We start from the raw sequence: 17,660 nt of genomic DNA, 5'->3' as shown, positions 1-17,660 counted from the left end.
TGGAGAGGCGCGACTTAAGTCCGCCTCGTAATATCCTTTAAGAATCCCCCTTACTTTAGTCGGGGGAGTACGTCAAGAGAGTCTCGACTCATACCGCCATGAATCGTAACAATGGCTTCAGGACGACCTAACAGGGTGCCGATGCGCTCCGTCAAATAGTTTAACGTATCTCGATGCTCAGTAAAAATCACCAGCTTACGCCGATAACCTCCAGCATCAAACATTTCTGCCTGATCTTGCAGGAGTTTCGATAGCTCCTCCCATTTACGATCCTTGCCACTGCGCCTCACCCGCAGCGCTAGATTTTCCAGTTCGCCCAAGTGATCGATTTCGGCTTGCAGTTCAGTAATAGTGCGAGCGGCTGTCGCCAGATCAATGACCTCTTCCTCCGTCGTTTCCCGCTCCTCAGTAGAAGACTCCTCAAAATCATCATCCCAGTCTTCCAAATCGATAGTCAGTCCAAACTCCAATTCCAAACTCAATCCGCGCGATCGCATTTTCTCGTCTCGTAGACGTTTCTGTAACCGCTCCCGCCGCCGTTGCAGGGACTGATAAATCGCTTCGGGGGAGGATGCAAGGCGACGTTGCAAGATGGTCAAGGCAAAGCCAACGGTGCCTGAGCCGCTTCGATGCGGTCATTCGTTAAAATCTCAAAGGGCAGATGAAACTTGTGAAACAGTTCATCTTGCCACTGTACCGCCAGACTCCCCGGACAGACAATCAGACAGCGTTGCAAATCCCCCCGAATCAGCAACTCCCGGATAAATAGCCCTGCCATAATCGTTTTCCCCGCCCCCGGATCATCCGCTAAGAGGAACCGCAGGGGCTGACGGGTGAGCATCTCCCCATAGACGGCTGTGATCTGGTGAGGGAGGGGTTCGACGAGGGAGGTATGGACAGCCAGCAGTGGGTCAAATAGATGAGCGAGCCGAATGCGATGGGCTTCTGAGACGAGTCGAAGTAATGCGCCATCACCGTCAAAACTCCAAGGTTGCCCTTCCGTGACGATATCTAATGTCGGCTCTCGGTCTCGAAAGAGGAGTTCGGTATGAGGTTGTCCACTAGCATCTTTATAGGTTAATTCAATCACATCACTGCCGTGCCACTTGGCGTCAATGACAGTGACATGGTGATTGGGTAAGATACCTTTAACAGTTGCACCACGAGTGAGGTCTTCAAGTTGAGCCATGTTCAGAGTTTTCCGGAATAGAACCGATGAGACAAATCAGGTTCCCAATGGCATCATAGTTGCTCCCAGGGGAGCGTCTGGCTAAATCGGAATCAACTGTTCAGTTATAGCTAAATCTTAAATTAACCTTTAGCTTGTTTTATGTCAAGCATTCTATTAGTTTATGGGCGTATAAATTACATCTTACTTGAGAGCAACCCAGGAAATAAAGTTATGTAATTTAATCAGCGAATCAACTTTCTTAAAGCCACTATCATACAACATTTGCACCTGCTGGGCTTCAGTTAAAGGCACTAACACATTCTCTAGCGCCTCCTTTTTGCGTTCAATTTCAGTACGGGCATAACCATTATGAGCTTTAAAGGCTTCGTAGTGTCGGGTGATTGTCTCTTGAAATTGGGGATAGGGTGACTTTACCTTTTCACTTACGAAGAGTAAGCCACCTGGAACCAATCCCTCGTAGATAGTTCGGAGCAAGAGTTGACGCACCTGTAGCGGCAAAAATTGTAGGGTGTAGTTAATCACAACAACGCTACTATTCTCAAAGGAACAGTTTTCTGCCTTGTCACAGATGAATTGAATCTGATGTATCTGTTTAATCTGAACCAACTTCTGCTCTGCTTTCTCTATCATGGGTTGAGAATTATCAATCCCAACCAGCGTAGCGTTTTGCTTCAAGAAACGCCCCAGTAATTCCAGAAATGTTCCCGTAGAACAGCCAACATCAATAATCCGCGTTCCCGGTTGATAATACTCTCTCGCCCAATGAGCGGCACAGGTTAGCACCTCTTGATACAGAGGCACTGAACGAAATATCATATTATCGAAAACATTGACCACATCCTGGTTAAAAACAAACGGCTTGGGCCACACTTCTTTTTCAAAGAGTTCATCTTTTTCCGGACTCAGATAAAGTTTTGTGGGATAAAGTTCTGGATTGAGTTTGTCGTAATTCATCAGCCAATTGTAGAGGCGGGTTTAGGAATTGTAGAGGCAGGTTTAGGGACTCACGCTAACTTATCACCGATAACTGAGCAGCAAAACCAGCCCTTATTCATGTAGGGGCAGGTTTAGTTTTTTTCGGTGGGATTATGCTATATTACCTTATCTGGCGTAAGAAGTACTGATCGCACAACTATCCAATTTGATGCGCGACAGGTTGAATAGGAATAGTACTGAAATTTTGGCTGGTGGGCAATGCCCACCCTACGGTATATCAAGGATTTCGGCGACCCAAAAATGCTTATTTGAGCGCCATTCGGCTTAATAGGGCATTTCAGTCTCTTCCACATCTGCTGGGGCGTCTGTCAATCCCATGCGATCAAGGGCGATAACAACTCCTACAGATACCACTCCTCCTAAAAGTAAACCAATAATTAGGAGAGTAATATAGATGCGCTTCAAAGATTTTTTGGTCGATTTTATATGCTCTGGCGATAGATTAGGGTCAAGGCTTTCCTGTTCAGTGTCTGGAGATTTCTCATCCACCCCATCTCGTTGGGGATGGGGAAAACCGTCATGCTCGAATTCTGGGGGATTTTGATTATTCCACATATCTCTAGTTTGATTATTATTTGCAGAATTCTCATCAGCCTAAAGTTAGACTAACTCTCGGCAACGAGTTTCACAATCCAGGATGACTCTCCTGTACTTAGTGAACGAGCATCTTGCTCGCTGGTATGAGGTAATATTATTAATACTTTAGATAAAAGTCTTTAATCAATCTAATAAATTCAGGGGTATAAACCCGTCTGCTGGCTTCTATCGTAAGGATGTTTTCTTGAGAGGGTAACTGATATTTACCTAGTTCCAGTATAATTCGTTTAGTTTGACTGGCTAAGGTCGGTTTAACAGAGAGTTTCCTCTGGCAAAAGAAACCGAATGATTCGGCTTTTTCTTGGAAAAGTTGGGCAGCATCAGTGGGATAAATGACAACAAGCCTACCGTTCTCACACAAAAGCTTTTCTGTCACTTGTAATAGATCCAATTGCCTGAGAGAATCACTATGTCGTGCTACGGTTCTCGCCTTTTGTGACGCTTTACTGGCATTGTCAAAAAAAGGGGGATTAGACACAATCAGATCGTACCGCTTAGAGCAAGTCGTGGCATAATCTTGCACAGAACCCTGATACACCTGAATGCGATCGCGCCAAGGTGATCGCGCCACATTCTCCTGCGCCTGAATGCAAGCCTCTGCGTCAATTTCCACGGCGTCGATGTGCGCCTGCGATCGCTGTGCCAACATCAGCGCCACTAAACCCGTTCCTGTGCCAATATCCAGAATGCTTTGCACGCCTGTGATATCCGTCCATGCCCCTAACAGTGTACCATCCGTGCCGACCTTCATTGCACAGCGATCGTGAAAGACGGTGAATTGCTTGAAGCGAAAGTATGGATTAGACATTCTCAGTCGTTGATCATGAATAGCTGACACCTTAATCTACTAATTTAGTAGAAATTAGTAGATTTTTAGTAGATATGACCCAGATGAGATACACCCGAACGTAGGGGTGCAAGGCTTGCGCCTTATCAAGGTATCGTACTCTAGAAGGGCGGGTTTAGTCACGTTATCAGTTGGTGGCAAACTGTTATCTGTCAAACCCGCCCCTACATGTCTGAATTATCAAGAATTTTTTCCCAACAGAAGAGAACCTGGAACAGCTTTTTTGATCCAATTAGTCACTAAAATTTGTTCGGGTTCAAAGCTGTCAAGAGGTTCGCCGTTTATGTTGCGAAAAATAACATCTTGGGGAACAATCGCTTCACCCGTTGGCAAAACCATACTTTGAATCTGTGAAATCTCGAAGGAACGCCAGGTGTAAAAAACCACATATTTGCCACTTTCGCCAGCCAGAACTTCCGCTAAACAGGTGTCATTTCGGTATTCAGATAGTTTTGATTTCATCCGGGGGAACAATGCGGTGGTGCGATTTGCTTTGAAAAAAGGAGCGCGTGTTTCTCGGAACCAGTTTTCCCGTAATTTTGCCGGATCTTCTAATATTTGGCGACAAATTTTATCAATATCAACGGCGACATTATCCTCCTGACTCAGATGTCGCACGTCTAATCGTATTGTATGTAAACCCGCCTCACACAACCCATCTAAACGATCGAGAATAAACTGATCTTTGTCTAAGAACATGAACGTTCCATGGGCAGTTTCTAAAGTAGGAAAATGGCGATTAGGGTTATCAGCAAAAGCCGCCGTCGCTTCTAGATAAAGAGGGGAGTCTGGGTTAAATCGGTATAGAGAATCGATTTCCTCTGTTCCTTCTGTATGCTGGCTTTCCAGCAACGGGTTTACTAAGAGCGATCGCGGCGAGTAAAATAAGAGAATGAGTCCCACACCCAGCAATTCACAGGGAACGGGTAAAGTTTGGCAATATTCAATCAGCTTTTCTTCCGGTAGTTCAATCGATAACACTAACCGTTCCAACGACTCCGAAAGAATCTCGCACCATCCCTGCAAAGCCTCCAGATTGTGATTCCCTGTCTCAACAATTAACTGGATAGGAATCTCAGGAAAATGGGTTTTCAGCCAATAAGCCGCGCCAGGATCACAGACACGAATGGCGCCAAAGTGACTGAGTTCCCAATCCTTTAAATGATTACAAATAATTCTCATTACCCGTTCTGGCATTAACAGATCCCAGACGAGTACCGGGCGCAGTTCGTTTTCCCAAGCTTGTCTGGCTAAATCATGTACCTTCGCTTTTGATAATTGTCCCTGTCGCGCTAATAGTATTGGTTCCAATAATACCTCATGCAGATGGGGCGCATTGACACAGCGCTCTAAATCGTGAATTGATGAAACAAAGGTATTAAATTGCATGGTAATTTGTCGTTAAACTTGGAGGAATGGGCGAAGCATTCTTGGATAAAGTTTATACTCTTCGGACTAAGTTTTTGGCAAGAATGCTTCGCCCTGGGGAATGGGTGAATCGAACGACATTTAATTTGGTGATATTGTGCGATCGCACGGAGTCATCCGGCTTGGGTAAGCGAACAATACTGTCCTTTCGCATCGATTCTAACCGTTCACCTGTCATAGAAAAAATCTGATTAACTTGCCACCCTATCGGTTCTCCATGAAAAGGGATAATTTCAATTTTATCGCCAACTGCCAAGGGTTCAATGAGTCGTAAAATAATCTCTTGGGAGGTTGTATCCATAACCATGCCTAAATAGCAGTGAGTTCCTGTATTAATTCCCGATAACTGTCCAAATACGGAATTCTTATCGGCTGGTGTTTCTAAGGAACCCGAAAAATAGTCTCGGTTAGGAATCGATTGCAGTTCGGCTGCGGCTTGGCTGAGGAGCTGTTCATCTAATGTGCCGACTGCATAAGCATCAATTAATTGACGATAAACCTTACAGGTGAGGGCGACATAGAACGAGGATTTCATCCGTCCTTCTATTTTTAATGAGCAAATATTATGGTTAAAAAACTCACCAATCTGATAAATTCCCCACAAATCTCTGGAAGACATGAAGCTGACCAAATCATCGGCTTTATCGTCATGACTTTGTAAGTGATAGGGTAATCGACAGGATTGGATACATCCGCCCCGGTTAGAATCGCGACCTGCGGTAAAATTAGAAATGGTACAATGACCAGAATATGCCATACACATTGCACCGTGGGCAAACATTTCCACGTCAATACCGGATTGTTCTCCAATTAAACCCGCTTCAGCAATACTAAGTTCTCGACCGACAATTAAGCGCTTGACTCCCATTTTTTTCCAGAGAAGGGCGCTGTAGGAATTGAGACAAGATGCTTGAGTGGAGAGGTGAATAGGTAGATTTGAATTCCTTTGCACAACTCGGATAACCCCTAAATCGGAGACGATTACCCCATCAACGCCAAGAGATTCGAGAAACTGGCAATAATCAATGAGTCCCTCAAAGTCTGCATCGTGGAGAAAAGCGTTCAGTGTGACGTAAATTTTGGCATCATGTTGATGGGCAAATGCCACACCTTGAGCTAACTCAGAGTCAGTAAAATTATCTGCACGCGCCCGCAATCCATAGTTTTGTCCCCCTAGATACACCGCATCTGCACCATAAGCAATGGCGACTTTTAATCGTTCCAGATTCTTCGCTGGGGCGAGGAGTTCAGGTTTAAGCATGTCTGGGTTGAAGGATAAGCGGGAACAGCACTAATTTAACATTCGTGGTGCGATCGCATCCAGAAAATGGGATATGAGGCAGACATATCGATGAGAAAGGACAAAGGACAAAGGACATAAGACCATCTTGTTGCAATCTTTAAAATGGATTAGCCCAACTTGTTCCTATCTTTACAGATTTTCTCCTATAACAGAAGTAACAGACAAGTGGGTTCAAGGGTAGTGGGAATGCCCCTTCACACCGCTTGGCTTGTACCCAGATCGCTTGGTAAAAAGAGCCATCTAGTGAGCAAATTCCAGTAGAGATAGATTTCAGAGGCGCGAAGTATCGCGTCTCTTCTCATTTTTCGCAGCAGCTTGATCAATCTTAACCAAAGACTAGCGTTCACCGTCCGGATCAGATAGTCTGCTAAGTGTTAATTTGATGGGAGAATAAGCAACAACCTGATTATGTGTGAGACCCCGAAGCCGTTCCCTGTTATGGGACTATCTGTTCACCTACTCCAAGAGTACGATCGCTGGTTGGGTAATCGCCTTGGGCAAAACCTGGGGTGTCATGTGGTGACATTGAATGCAGAAATGGTAATGCAGGCGGAGTGTCATCCAGCTTTGGCAAGTTCAATCCGACAAGCGGAATTAGTTGTCCCTGATGGTTCAGGTGTTATCCTTTACTTACTCCTCCACGGTATCCGACAGCAGCGTTGTCCAGGAATTGAGTTGGCAGAATCGTTACTGCAACAGGCGGGAGAATGGGGTAAGTCTTATCCGGTTTTTTTCTATGGGGGTCAACCGGGTATTGCTCAAGCGGCGGCTAAGATATGGCAAGAACAATACCCGAAACTCGCGATCGCAGGAATTGAAGATGGCTATCTTTCCCCAGAAGCTGAAGATCAACTCAAGGTTACATTAGCAAAAGAACAACCTCCATTAATTTTTGTCGGTTTAGGGGTTCCCCGTCAGGAGTTGTGGATTGCTCAAAACCGACATTTGTGTCCTCGATCCATTTGGATTGGCGTTGGCGGTAGCTTCGATATTTGGGCTGGGGTTAAATCCCGTGCGCCTGTCTGGTTGCGGAATCATCATTTGGAATGGCTCTATCGACTCTATCAAGAACCTTGGCGCTGGCGGCGGATGATGGCTTTACCCCAGTTTGCCCTCAAAGCGATCGGACAACGTTTTGCTTAATTGTCTTATGTCACTACCACTAACTGCTACTACTGGATCGACGTTCTAGCCGATTTAACACACGGGTAATGAGTTCAGGCTCTACTATCGGTTTTTTCACGTAATCATCAGCACCGACGGTAAAAACTTGCTGCACCGTTTGCACTTCTGTATGGGCGGAGAGAAATAGCACGGGTAAGTTATTCCAGCGTAAGTCATGACGAACCACTTGACATAACTCTATGCCACTATATTCCGGCATTTCTACGTCTAAAATTAGTAAGTCAGGGGATACGGCTTCTAGGACGTCCCAGAAGCGTTGGGGATGTGCCAAGGTAGTCACCTTTAGTCCCCAGGGTTGCAGCAAGTGGCGCAGCAGGGCGAGGATTTGCTCGTCATCATCCACGACTAAGACTTTAGCTTCCCCCAATTTCTGCTGATTAATCCCTTGAGTCACCGCGTGCAAAATTTCTGGGGGAGTCATGGGTTTCTGTAAAAAGGTAGCAGCACCTAGACGGGCGGCTTTTACTCGACTGCTGAGGTGATTTTGACTGGAAAAGATGAAAACGGGAATTTCTGAGTGTTGGTTAGCGAGTTCTGCTAGGAGTTCAAAGCCGTTTTCTTGGGTGTCAGCAAAGGTGAGATCCAGCAAAATTACATCAGGAGGATGTAGCGCGATCGCTCGTTTGGCGGCTTGAAGGTGAGGGGCGCTATTCACCTGCAATCCCCAGGCTTTTGCTTCGATTTCTATATGTTGAGTGAGGATCTGATCATCGTCAATAACCAATAATTGGGCTGGGGAAGTGGAAAAAGTTGGCGGATCACAGACAGGGGGCGCCACCTGAACAAGGGCGGGTTTGGTTGCGATCGCCTGTTGGAGTGAGTCTATTAAATGTTTCAGCTTCTGGGCGTCTGGCGGCGTTGCTTTTGTCTGAGTCTGCAAAAGCTGTTCGATTTCGCGTGCGATTTGAGAACCCTCTGCACAACCAAACGATCCTAATGAGCCAACTAATCGGTGTGCTTCCATTTTGGCATGCTCATAGAGTTGCTGATTCAGGGTTCCTGTCGCTAGGGTTAAACTCACTTGCCTAAATACGTCTAGCTTTTCCGGGAGGCTTTCTTTAAACTTTTGCCAAATTTTGGCAACCGCCGCCATGACTTTAGCTTCAGACGTGTCATGATAGATTTCTACATTTTCCCGGATTTTTTTGTCTTCTTGTTCCTGAGTGGGTGCATCTTTGAGGCGATACCCTACGCCGTATACTGTTTCAATTAAATTAATTTTTATCCCGGCGGCTTTAAGCTTTTGCCGCAACCCTTTAATCTGGGTGGTTACGGCTTCCTCACCGGGAAATTCATCACTCGACCAAATGTGATTGAGGATAGCACTGCGGCTAAAAATACGTCGAGGATGACGCAGGAATAGTTCTAACAATCCGTATTCTTTGGGTGTTAAGTGTAATAATTTTCCTTTATACATCACTTCACCCGTATCCGGTTCTAGCCGCAGCTTCTCCCAGGTCAACACCTTTGATATTGTGGAGTGACGCCGCCGCAATAATGCCCGAATTCGCGCTATCAATTCGCACAGATCATAGGGTTTAATTACATAGTCATCCGCACCCGCCTCTAATCCGCGAATGCGATCGGCGCTACTTCCCTTAGGGCTGACGAGGAGAATCGGCATTTGAGAACCCTGATGGCGCAGTTTTTGGCATAGATGAATGCCATCTAGCTTTTGAGGTGTGACGTCTAAGACAGCTAAGTCATAGTGAGAGGTTTGAGCCAGTTCCAGTCCATGATCAGGATTCGTTGCTGCTTCAATGGTGTAGTTATGGGCTGTGAGTGCTTCAATCAGGGGTGAAGCTGTCACTGGATCATCATCGACTATCAGAATCTTCATGGGAAAGGGGAGAATTGGGAATGGGGTTGCTCTGTATTCCCTTTGATCTTCACCTTTTTCTTAGGGATTCTTGACTGAAAAGTACACAATCCTCAATAAAAGTTAGGATTAATTCAAGAAAATGCTGTACCTGTAGGGGACAATTCATGAATTGTCCCCTACTTATAGCAGTCGCCAAAGTCCTTAGGACATCAGATGAATGCCGTTTATTATTTCGATGCACGCAGGTGTGTCCTAACCGTTGTGGCGGTTGCTATATCACCGCTGGCGACGACGGATTAGAGTTAATGAGCCAGCGACTAATCCTAATGCAGCTAACGTTGCTGGTTCAGGGATAGATTCCTTAGTTTCCATAGCCGTGATGATAAAGTCTTGGAAATCTCCATCGTTTCCACCACCTTTGTCATCGAAAGCAATCGTCACTTTACCTAAAGCCGGATCAGATGAACCTTCTCCTGGTTCAGTATAGGGAGGCAGAACGACGCCATCGAAAACAAACGCCTGACGATTTGCCGGAGTATTTAGAGCATCGGTGGAGTAAACGAACCCATTTGTTCCGGCTGGGTTGTTATTCCCGGAGAAGAGAGCCAAACTGTATTCGATACCAGCTTCAAAGGTGAACAAGTTTGTGCAAGAAGAGCTACCAGGTACAGTGACACTGGTTGGACAAGTCCCAATAAAATCGGGACTTGTATCATCAAACGGCTCATTCTCCTTAAACAGAGTAAATACTGGGTCGGTCGGATTAGCCGCTTCTACAATAAATAAGGTGGACTTGAAAGCGCCTTGAGACCGAATGAAGTCAAAATCTATTTGGGTATCCGTATCAAATAAGATACCGTTATTGCCAAACTCGACTGTCGCTGCTTTGGCTGGCATGGCAGATAGGGTTAACGCACTGCCAACGGCTAATCCGAGAATAGTTGAGGTTGTTTTAAGATGCATAGTCTAGTTTCCGTAGTCGTTAGTGAAAAGGTTGCTATGCATCTATAGTATGATAGGTTGGCTGCTATACAGCATTTTCAGTGTAAAATTCTTTATCTACCTTTAGATAGATTTCTTAACCGCGACCCAACGACTAGCTATGGGCATCCGCCAACCGGTACCAAATGCCCGATCAGTAATCTTTAATCCTGGTGGTGCTTGGCGGCGCTTAAATTCTGCCCGTGCTACCATTTGCATCACTTTATGGACAATCTCTGGATCATGTCCGGCGTCGATGATTTGGTGGGCAGATTGATGGTCATGAATCAGGCGTTGTAAGATATCATCCAGAATGGTGTATTCAGGTAAGGAGTCTTGGTCAGTTTGATCCGGTTTTAGTTCAGCACTTGGAGGTTTGGCTAAGACATTCGCGGGAATAATTTCTGGTTGGGTATCCGATAAGGGCTTTGGGGTAGCTTGGCTTTGCGATGCCTTAGCTTGGGTAGAATTAAGCCACTCACAGAGGGAATAAACGCGGGTTTTGGGAACATCCGCGATCGCGGCTAGTCCACCGTTCATATCCCCATAGAGAGTACAGTACCCCACCGCCATCTCTGACTTATTCCCCGTCGAGATTAGCAGATAGTCAAACTTATTCGCGATCGCCATTAACAAGTTTCCCCGAATCCGGGCTTGAATATTCTCCTCAGCTGTGCCAAATTCGGTTCCGGCAAATAGGGGTTCTAAACTTTGGTCATACCCCTGCATCAAGTCGCCAATGGGCAAGGTATGAGTTTTAATCCCTAAATTCTTGGCTAAAGCTAGGGCATCATCGATGGAGTGTTTAGAGGAATGGGGGGATGGCATGAGAACACCAAGTACATTTTCTGGCCCCAAGGCTTCTGTGGCAAGGGCAGCAACTAGGGATGAATCAATTCCCCCACTCAAACCAATCACCACCCGTTTAAAGCCACATTTGCGGGCATAGTCTCGGATGCCTAGAACTAAAGCCGACCATATTTGAGCATTTATACTCTCTGGGGCGGGTGCGATCGCACTCTGGCGTAAATCCCGTTGGAGAGGATCAAAGTCTACCAGTAAAACATCGGTTTCAAAGGCAGGGGCGCGACAAACCATTTCCCCGGCGCGGTTAAATCCCACACTACTCCCATCAAAGATTAAGTCGTCATTTCCCCCCACCTGATTGGCGTAGAGAATCGGTTGCTGATAACGTCTAGCGCTATGTTGCAACATGGCTTCCCGCAGTTGTTGTTTGCCCACACTATAGGGCGATGCGGAGAGATTGACGATCAAATCAACCTTTTGCTGGACTAAGTCGGTAATAGGATTGAACTGATAAGTACGCTTCCCCCAAAACTCCTCATCGTTCCACAGATCCTCGCAAATCGTCACGCCAATTTTAATTGGGGTAGCTGAGTGTGCCTCTATGGTAAATGAATTAGTCTGGACTCCGGCTTCAAAATAGCGGTTCTCATCAAAGACATCATAGGTTGGCAACAGGCGCTTATGAAACACCTGCTGTACCTTACCGCCCTCCAACAGGGCAATACTATTGAATAAAGGTTTACCTCCCGAACTCTCAGCTTTGGGATTCGCTGTCACTGTTCCCACCAAAACCCCTAGGGTTGAGGGTAACTGTTGGGCTAAGTTGTCCAGGCATTCTGCCATGGACTCCATAAAACTGGGATTTAATAGCAAGTCTCGCGGCGGATATCCACACAGGGATAGTTCAGGGGTCAATAAGAGGCGGACACCCTGACGCGCCGCCTGATTCGCCGCATCAAGGATTTTTTGGGCATTGCTGGTTAAGTCGCCAATCGTGGGATTGAGTTGTGCGATCGCAAGTTTCATCAGAGACACTCAATAGGCTGGCTAGGTTCAAACTAACATGTCATTAGTCGTTAGTCATTAGTCTTGCCATAACTGATGAGAGGAACTAGCGTTGAAGACAACCGTCATGGCTTAGATTGAAAGCGACTGTGGCAATAGATCTCAGGACTAGATTAAAAGAAGGTTATACCATGGGTGGTCTTAAGCATTTTACCTATCTCGGTACGGTTACGCTAATCTTCGGGTTGGCGTTGGCTTTCGCTGCACCTCGAATCAAAGCCCAGTCATTCGATATTAGTTTAAAGTTTCCTCCAGGAGAAAATATTGGCGCACCCCAGAGAACCGGCGGGGGCGGACAACGGGGTATAGCTTGTGTTACCGGAAAGACACGATTAACGGCGCTAACGCCAATGAATAATCTAACGACTACCATATCTTCCAACCCCAGCTTGTTTTGGTATATTCCCCCCACACAAGCGCAGTCAGCCGATTTTCTGCTTGTGGACGAGGAAAACCAGGAAGTTTACTACTATACACAAATACCCCTAACCCAAATTCCCGGTATTTTAGAATTCAAGCTTCCTGATCACATCTCTCTGGCAACTGACACAAGGTATAGTTGGACATTGGCATTAGTGTGTAACCCTGATGATCGCAGTAAGGATCATTTTGTTCGAGGTTTAATCCAGCGTCAACCGATTCAGAACGGAACCACCCCACCCGCAGAACTGCAAACCCTTCTTGATGCACTCGTAAATCAACCCGAACGGATCAAACAACATCTTCAAGACGAAGCCTCTAACTATGCCAAAGAAATGATTTGGGCAGAAACGCTGATGATTTTAGCTCGACTCTATCAACAATTTCCCAATGACTCCGCGATCGCAGATGAGATGCAAGAATTGTTAACATCGGTGGAGTTGGACAATATTCCCATTGAGTGTTTGGTTCACTCCTGTGCGGTTGAAACTCAAGATGCTCAGGAAACTCAAGATGCTGAGGCGATGAGAGAGTTCAAAGATTGACATCCTCCCCCGGCTGAAAGCATGGGGGATTCCCTACCAGTTATTTAAGCCTCTAAATTCCAGCTAGTCGAATATATCCCACTCAGAATCTATTAGTTTAGATGTACAAATCCTGTAAGCGGTGGCTTTGGCAATGGCGTGGCGTTTGGATAGTTAGCCCAACGGTTACAGCTTTGATCATTCTCCTGCGGTGGATTGGGATGCTGCAAACTTGGGAATGGGCATGCTATGACCAATATATGCGTTGGCGTCCTTCCGCACCCTTGGATCAACGAATTGCGATCGTGGGGATTGATGAGGCGGATGTGAAAAAAATTGGGCAACTTTCTCGATCGATTCTTCCGGATCAGATTTATGCCCAAGCTATTGCTAAACTCAAAACCCATAACCCTAAAGCTATTGGTCTGGATGTTTATCGGGATTTACCAGTACAACCGGGTCATCAGGAATTAGTTCGCATCTTTGAAACAACCCCCAATCTGGTGGGGATTGAGAAAGTGGTTGGGGATAAGCGTCAGGATGCTGTCGCCGCCCCCCCAGTGTTGAAAGCGAAAGGGCAAGTGGGCGCTAATGATGTCATCTTTGATGCCGATACTAAAGTCCGACGCGCACTCTTACAAGTTGAAAATGCCAATGGAAATGTGATTCCCAGTTTCGGATTCTATCTAGCACTTCTCTATCTTGATGCTCAAGGAATTAGCCCCCAACCAATACCAGGCGAACCCAATACCTGGCAGTTAGGAAAAAGCACGTTTTCTCGCTTCAAAAAAAATGATGGGGGTTATGTCCGCACGGATGACGGTGGCTACCAAATCTTATTGAATTATCGAGGTAGCAAGGAACACTTTGAGACTATCTCATTGCATGATCTGCTTGAGGATCGTATCCCTCCAGATTGGGGACGCGATCGCATTATTCTGATCGGCTTTGTGGGTGAGAGTTTCCAAGACTGGATTTTTACACCCTACAGTAGCAGTTGGTTCGCTTTGCCCGAACGTATGTCTGGAGTAGAGTTGCATGCCAATCTTACCAGTCAAATCCTGAGTGCGGCGCTACAAGGGCGTCCTCTAATTCAAACATTCTCCCAACTCAAAGAAAACCTGTGGATTTTTTTCTGGTCTACTGTAGGCGCTATTTTAACCTGGCAGGGACGGTATCAGGTGAACCGACGACGGGCATCTGTACAACGATTTTCGGGACTGATCCTAGCAGGGGGTATCGTGGCGGGTAGTAGTTATGGAGCGTTTTTAATCGGATGGTGGATTCCTGTGGTTCCGCCTCTGCTGGCTTTATCGGGTTCAGTGATGGCTATCACCAGTTACCTTGCCCATCAAGTGGGTAAAATCCGCGAAACCTTTGGACGCTATCTCACCACTGAAGTTGTTGCGAATGTCTTAGAAAACCCTTCAGGGGCTAAACTCGGTGGTGAACGGCGCACGGTTACTATTTTAACGTCGGATTTAAGGGGGTTTACTGCCCTGACTGAAAGTTTAACGCCAGAAGAGGTGGTGAACATTCTCAACTTCTATTTTGGCACGATGACGGATGTGATTACTCAATACCAAGGCACAATTGATGAATTTCTTGGGGATGGAATTTTAGTTCTGTTTGGTGCGCCGACGCTTCGTGAAGATGACGCCCGCCGCGCGATTGCTTGTGCAGTGGCGATGCAGTTGGCAATGACATCTGTCAATGAACGAATGAAGCTTCTGGGTTTACCGCCGTTGACTATGGGCATTGGTATTAATACGGGGGAGGTTATCGTTGGAAATATTGGGTCATCGAAACGGACGAAATATGGAGTGGTGGGCTCTCAGGTTAATTTAGCCTATCGCATCGAATCCTATACGACAGACAGTCAAATTCTGATTTCTCAGTCTACTCTAAATGCGGCTGGATCTGGGGTAAGAATTGATGGAAAGATGCGGGTTCAACCCAAGGGATTGCCCAAGCCTATTCCGATTTATGAAGTGGGGGGAATCGGCAAACCTTACTCCTTGTTTTTAACTAAACCTGAAGAACAATTTATGCCGTTGGTCGATCCGATTCCTTTACACTACACTTTTTTGGATGGCAAGCATGTCAGTGATCTATTTTTTCGGGGAACTTTAGTAAAACTTTCTGCCAAAGGTGGCGAGATTCGCTCAGAACAAGTCATGGCTCCTTTGACAAATATCAAGATTAATTTACTTGTTGATGATCGGTTAATTTCGGTGAGTGAGGATATCTATGCCAAAGTGTTAGATAAATCCAGTGATGATAATTCGTTTTATATTCACTTTACGTTTTTACCGCCGAATGTAGAAACGATGCTATCCAATCATTATAAGTTACTTCGTCAACTTCAGGGCGAAAGTCAGGAACAGGGAACAGGGAACATAAAATAGAAGTTCCTCTATTTTATGATTTATCTAAAAAATTGGTGTTCCCTTGAGAATAGGGGTAGGTTTACCTAAGTAAAACCCTTGGGCATAATCTACACCTAACGCCTGCAATCGTTCCAGAATCGCCACATTTTCGACGTATTCGGCAATGGTCTTAATTTGCTTCGCCTTAGCCATTTGTACAATAGCACAGACAATGGCTTCAGAGATGGGATTGTAAACTACATCCCGCACAAACATACCGTCGATTTTGACAAAATCTAACGGTAATTCCTTGAGATAGGCTAAACTCGACATACCTGTACCAAAATCATCCAAGGCAAACTGACAACCTAGGTTTTGCAAGCGCTGGATAAATTTCCGGGTTTTGTCCAAGCTGGTTAATGCTACCGTTTCGGTAATCTCAAAGACTAAACTGCTGGGCGGAACAGGATGGTTGATGACGGCATTTTCGAGAAAGTTTAGAAAGCTGTCATCGTTAACACTGGAACCGGAAAGGTTAAATGCAATAATACACCCACAATAATAATCCCTTGCCCAGCAGCCCATACATTTGCTAGGGTGGTAAATGCCATTGAAAAATGATTCCAGAACCCAACGATCAATAGATGGCATTAATCCTGATTTTTCGGCACAGGGAAGAAAATAGTTGGGTAGGATGATCCTGCCATCTTGTCCCACCATTCGGATTAAAATTTCCTTGTGAACATGACCCTCTTTTTCACCCTGACGGAGAGGGAAAATCGGTTGAAAGTATAAGCAAAAACGATCTTCTATAAGGGCAGTTCGTAATGCTTGACTACTGGTTGATTCTTGACAGAGATTTTCTCGCACATTTTTCACCTCCAATTTGTCACCTGCTTCTGTTTACCCCAATGCTACCAGAAAGGTGGTTATAGAACAGTTGACACTCCCCCTTTTAGAAAAAGGGGGATTCTGCGGAACTCACATTCCACATATCCTGAGAAAACAGTCCTAATTGTCTTCCCAAGTTCCCAGGCACACGACGTTTACCCTGAAGGGTGTCGTGTTTTCTCCTTAAAGCAACTGTTAATTCAGTGCTGGGCGTTTCAAACAGGGTTAGCTGCTTGGGTTTCCCACAGTCCGTGGGTACCTTAATTAACTTCAAGCCATACTCAATAACGGCTTTACGCTTGATGTTTCGTGCAGCTTGTTGATCAGCATGGTCAAAATGACCACACCTGTTACAAATAAACCGTTCTCTGTCCCGGTTGGCTTTATCGATATGACCACAAACGCTGCACTCTCTGGATGTATCTCGCGGGTTCACCTTGAGCAAGACCTTTCCTGACTTCTCAGCCACGTACTGAATCTTGGAGATTAGCTCTCCCCACGAAGCATCCAAAATAGAACGATTTAAACCCCGCTTGGCTGATTGACCATTGGGTAGGAAACGTCCAGTTCCTTCATCTGGCTTGGGTTTGCACCGCCTCACCATTCCTTGAATGTTGAGATCTTCTACGACAATCGCGTCGGCTTTTTTGACCAGTTTATTGGCGACCTGCCATTGGTAAGCATTTCTGCGGTTAGCTATTTGGCTGTGCAGCTTGGTAACTGAAGCGACCCGTTTCTTTCGGTTCACCGAGGCTTTTTTAGTCCGGCTGACGCGGCGCTGACGAATCCGAAGAATTCGCTTAGTCTTCTGGTTAGTGGCAAACCTTGGATTGGGAATATCACTCCCATCAGAACAATGCACCAACTTGGTTAAACCCATGTCCAGCCCAACCGCCGTTTTTACTTCGGATGTTGGTAGAGGTGCAGCCATTGGGACTGATTTGTCCTCTAGTCGCACACTCATGAACCATCCATCGGTTCTGCGGCGGATTGTCACACTCCTGATGGCAAATCCATCGGGTATAGGACGGGAATTGAAAAAGCGCATCCAGCCAATTTTAGGCAGATAGACCAAGATCCCTTTAAACTTAACCCGACCAGGTTTGTATTCAAACGACCGGAAATTACTGCGGTTTTTAAATGCCGGAAAACCCCGTCCATCAAAGAAGTTTTTATAGGCAGTATTCAACCGAGCAATGTTACGTTGCAATACGTCCGAGTCAATTGATTTGT

At 45.8% G+C, this 17,660-nt stretch carries 13 protein-coding genes and 1 pseudogene; 3 read left to right on the top strand and 11 right to left on the bottom strand.

Annotated elements, in window-relative coordinates; translation table 11 throughout:
• Positions 1–125: 125 nt before the first annotated feature.
• The 6 genes and pseudogenes from ACLGGO_RS31810 to ACLGGO_RS31785 all read right to left on the bottom strand — a co-directional run.
• Positions 126–1,189, bottom strand: a pseudogene (locus tag ACLGGO_RS31810) (SNF2-related protein); the annotation flags it as partial.
• A 183-nt stretch (positions 1,190–1,372) separates the two neighbouring features.
• Positions 1,373–2,146 (bottom strand): carboxy-S-adenosyl-L-methionine synthase CmoA, encoded by a 774-nt coding sequence (gene cmoA / locus ACLGGO_RS31805; protein WP_446422308.1) that lies wholly within the window; start codon positions 2,144–2,146, stop codon positions 1,373–1,375.
• Positions 2,147–2,452: 306 nt separating this feature from the next.
• Positions 2,453–2,743, bottom strand: coding sequence for a hypothetical protein (locus tag ACLGGO_RS31800; RefSeq protein ID WP_446338877.1), 291 nt, complete (start codon positions 2,741–2,743; stop codon positions 2,453–2,455).
• A 139-nt stretch (positions 2,744–2,882) separates the two neighbouring features.
• On the bottom strand, positions 2,883–3,593 hold the full coding sequence (locus tag ACLGGO_RS31795; RefSeq protein WP_446422307.1) for a tRNA1(Val) (adenine(37)-N6)-methyltransferase: 711 nt from the start codon (positions 3,591–3,593) through the stop codon (positions 2,883–2,885).
• Positions 3,594–3,812: 219 nt separating this feature from the next.
• Positions 3,813–5,021: a U32 family peptidase gene (locus ACLGGO_RS31790; RefSeq protein ID WP_446422306.1), complete on the bottom strand. Its 1,209-nt coding sequence runs from the start codon at positions 5,019–5,021 to the stop codon at positions 3,813–3,815.
• Between the two features lie 52 nt (positions 5,022–5,073).
• Positions 5,074–6,321: a U32 family peptidase gene (locus ACLGGO_RS31785; protein WP_446422305.1), complete on the bottom strand. Its 1,248-nt coding sequence runs from the start codon at positions 6,319–6,321 to the stop codon at positions 5,074–5,076.
• 480 nt (positions 6,322–6,801) lie between these two features.
• Here ACLGGO_RS31785 and ACLGGO_RS31780 point away from each other — a divergent pair, with 480 nt between their 5' ends.
• Positions 6,802–7,506 carry a WecB/TagA/CpsF family glycosyltransferase gene (locus tag ACLGGO_RS31780; RefSeq protein ID WP_446422304.1) on the top strand — a complete coding sequence of 235 codons (705 nt, stop codon included), beginning with the start codon at positions 6,802–6,804 and terminating at the stop codon, positions 7,504–7,506.
• A gap of 19 nt (positions 7,507–7,525) precedes the next feature.
• Here the strand turns inward: ACLGGO_RS31780 and ACLGGO_RS31775 are convergent, their stop codons facing one another.
• The 3 genes from ACLGGO_RS31775 to ACLGGO_RS31765 form a co-directional block, all read right to left on the bottom strand.
• Positions 7,526–9,388: a response regulator gene (locus ACLGGO_RS31775; RefSeq protein ID WP_446422303.1), complete on the bottom strand. Its 1,863-nt coding sequence runs from the start codon at positions 9,386–9,388 to the stop codon at positions 7,526–7,528.
• Between the two features lie 258 nt (positions 9,389–9,646).
• Positions 9,647–10,333 carry a PEP-CTERM sorting domain-containing protein gene (locus ACLGGO_RS31770; RefSeq protein WP_446422302.1) on the bottom strand — a complete coding sequence of 229 codons (687 nt, stop codon included), beginning with the start codon at positions 10,331–10,333 and terminating at the stop codon, positions 9,647–9,649.
• A 102-nt stretch (positions 10,334–10,435) separates the two neighbouring features.
• The gene (locus ACLGGO_RS31765) at positions 10,436–12,184 is read right to left on the bottom strand and encodes an NAD+ synthase (protein ID WP_446422301.1); all 1,749 of its coding nucleotides are present in this window, start codon (positions 12,182–12,184) and stop codon (positions 10,436–10,438) included.
• A 170-nt stretch (positions 12,185–12,354) separates the two neighbouring features.
• On the opposite strand from ACLGGO_RS31765, the gene ACLGGO_RS31760 reads away from it, so the two are divergent.
• A complete protein-coding gene (locus ACLGGO_RS31760; protein WP_446422300.1) occupies positions 12,355–13,188 on the top strand; it encodes a DUF928 domain-containing protein in 834 nt (277 codons plus the stop codon).
• A 101-nt stretch (positions 13,189–13,289) separates the two neighbouring features.
• Positions 13,290–15,575 carry a CHASE2 domain-containing protein gene (locus tag ACLGGO_RS31755; RefSeq protein ID WP_446422299.1) on the top strand — a complete coding sequence of 762 codons (2,286 nt, stop codon included), beginning with the start codon at positions 13,290–13,292 and terminating at the stop codon, positions 15,573–15,575.
• A gap of 24 nt (positions 15,576–15,599) precedes the next feature.
• Here ACLGGO_RS31755 and ACLGGO_RS31750 read toward each other — a convergent pair whose 3' ends face one another.
• On the bottom strand, positions 15,600–16,406 hold the full coding sequence (locus ACLGGO_RS31750; RefSeq protein WP_446422298.1) for an EAL domain-containing protein: 807 nt from the start codon (positions 16,404–16,406) through the stop codon (positions 15,600–15,602).
• A gap of 85 nt (positions 16,407–16,491) precedes the next feature.
• Positions 16,492–17,660, bottom strand: a 1,169-nt coding sequence (locus ACLGGO_RS31745; protein ID WP_446422297.1) for an RNA-guided endonuclease InsQ/TnpB family protein, incomplete at its 5' end; no start/stop codon positions are given.

Origin of the sequence: Coleofasciculus sp. (genome assembly GCF_046565525.1) — a bacterium.
Taxonomy (GTDB): Bacteria; Cyanobacteriota; Cyanobacteriia; order Cyanobacteriales; family Coleofasciculaceae; genus Coleofasciculus.
The sequence above is the reverse complement of the archived record's forward strand: the minus strand, read 5'-3'. Positions and strand labels throughout refer to the sequence as shown.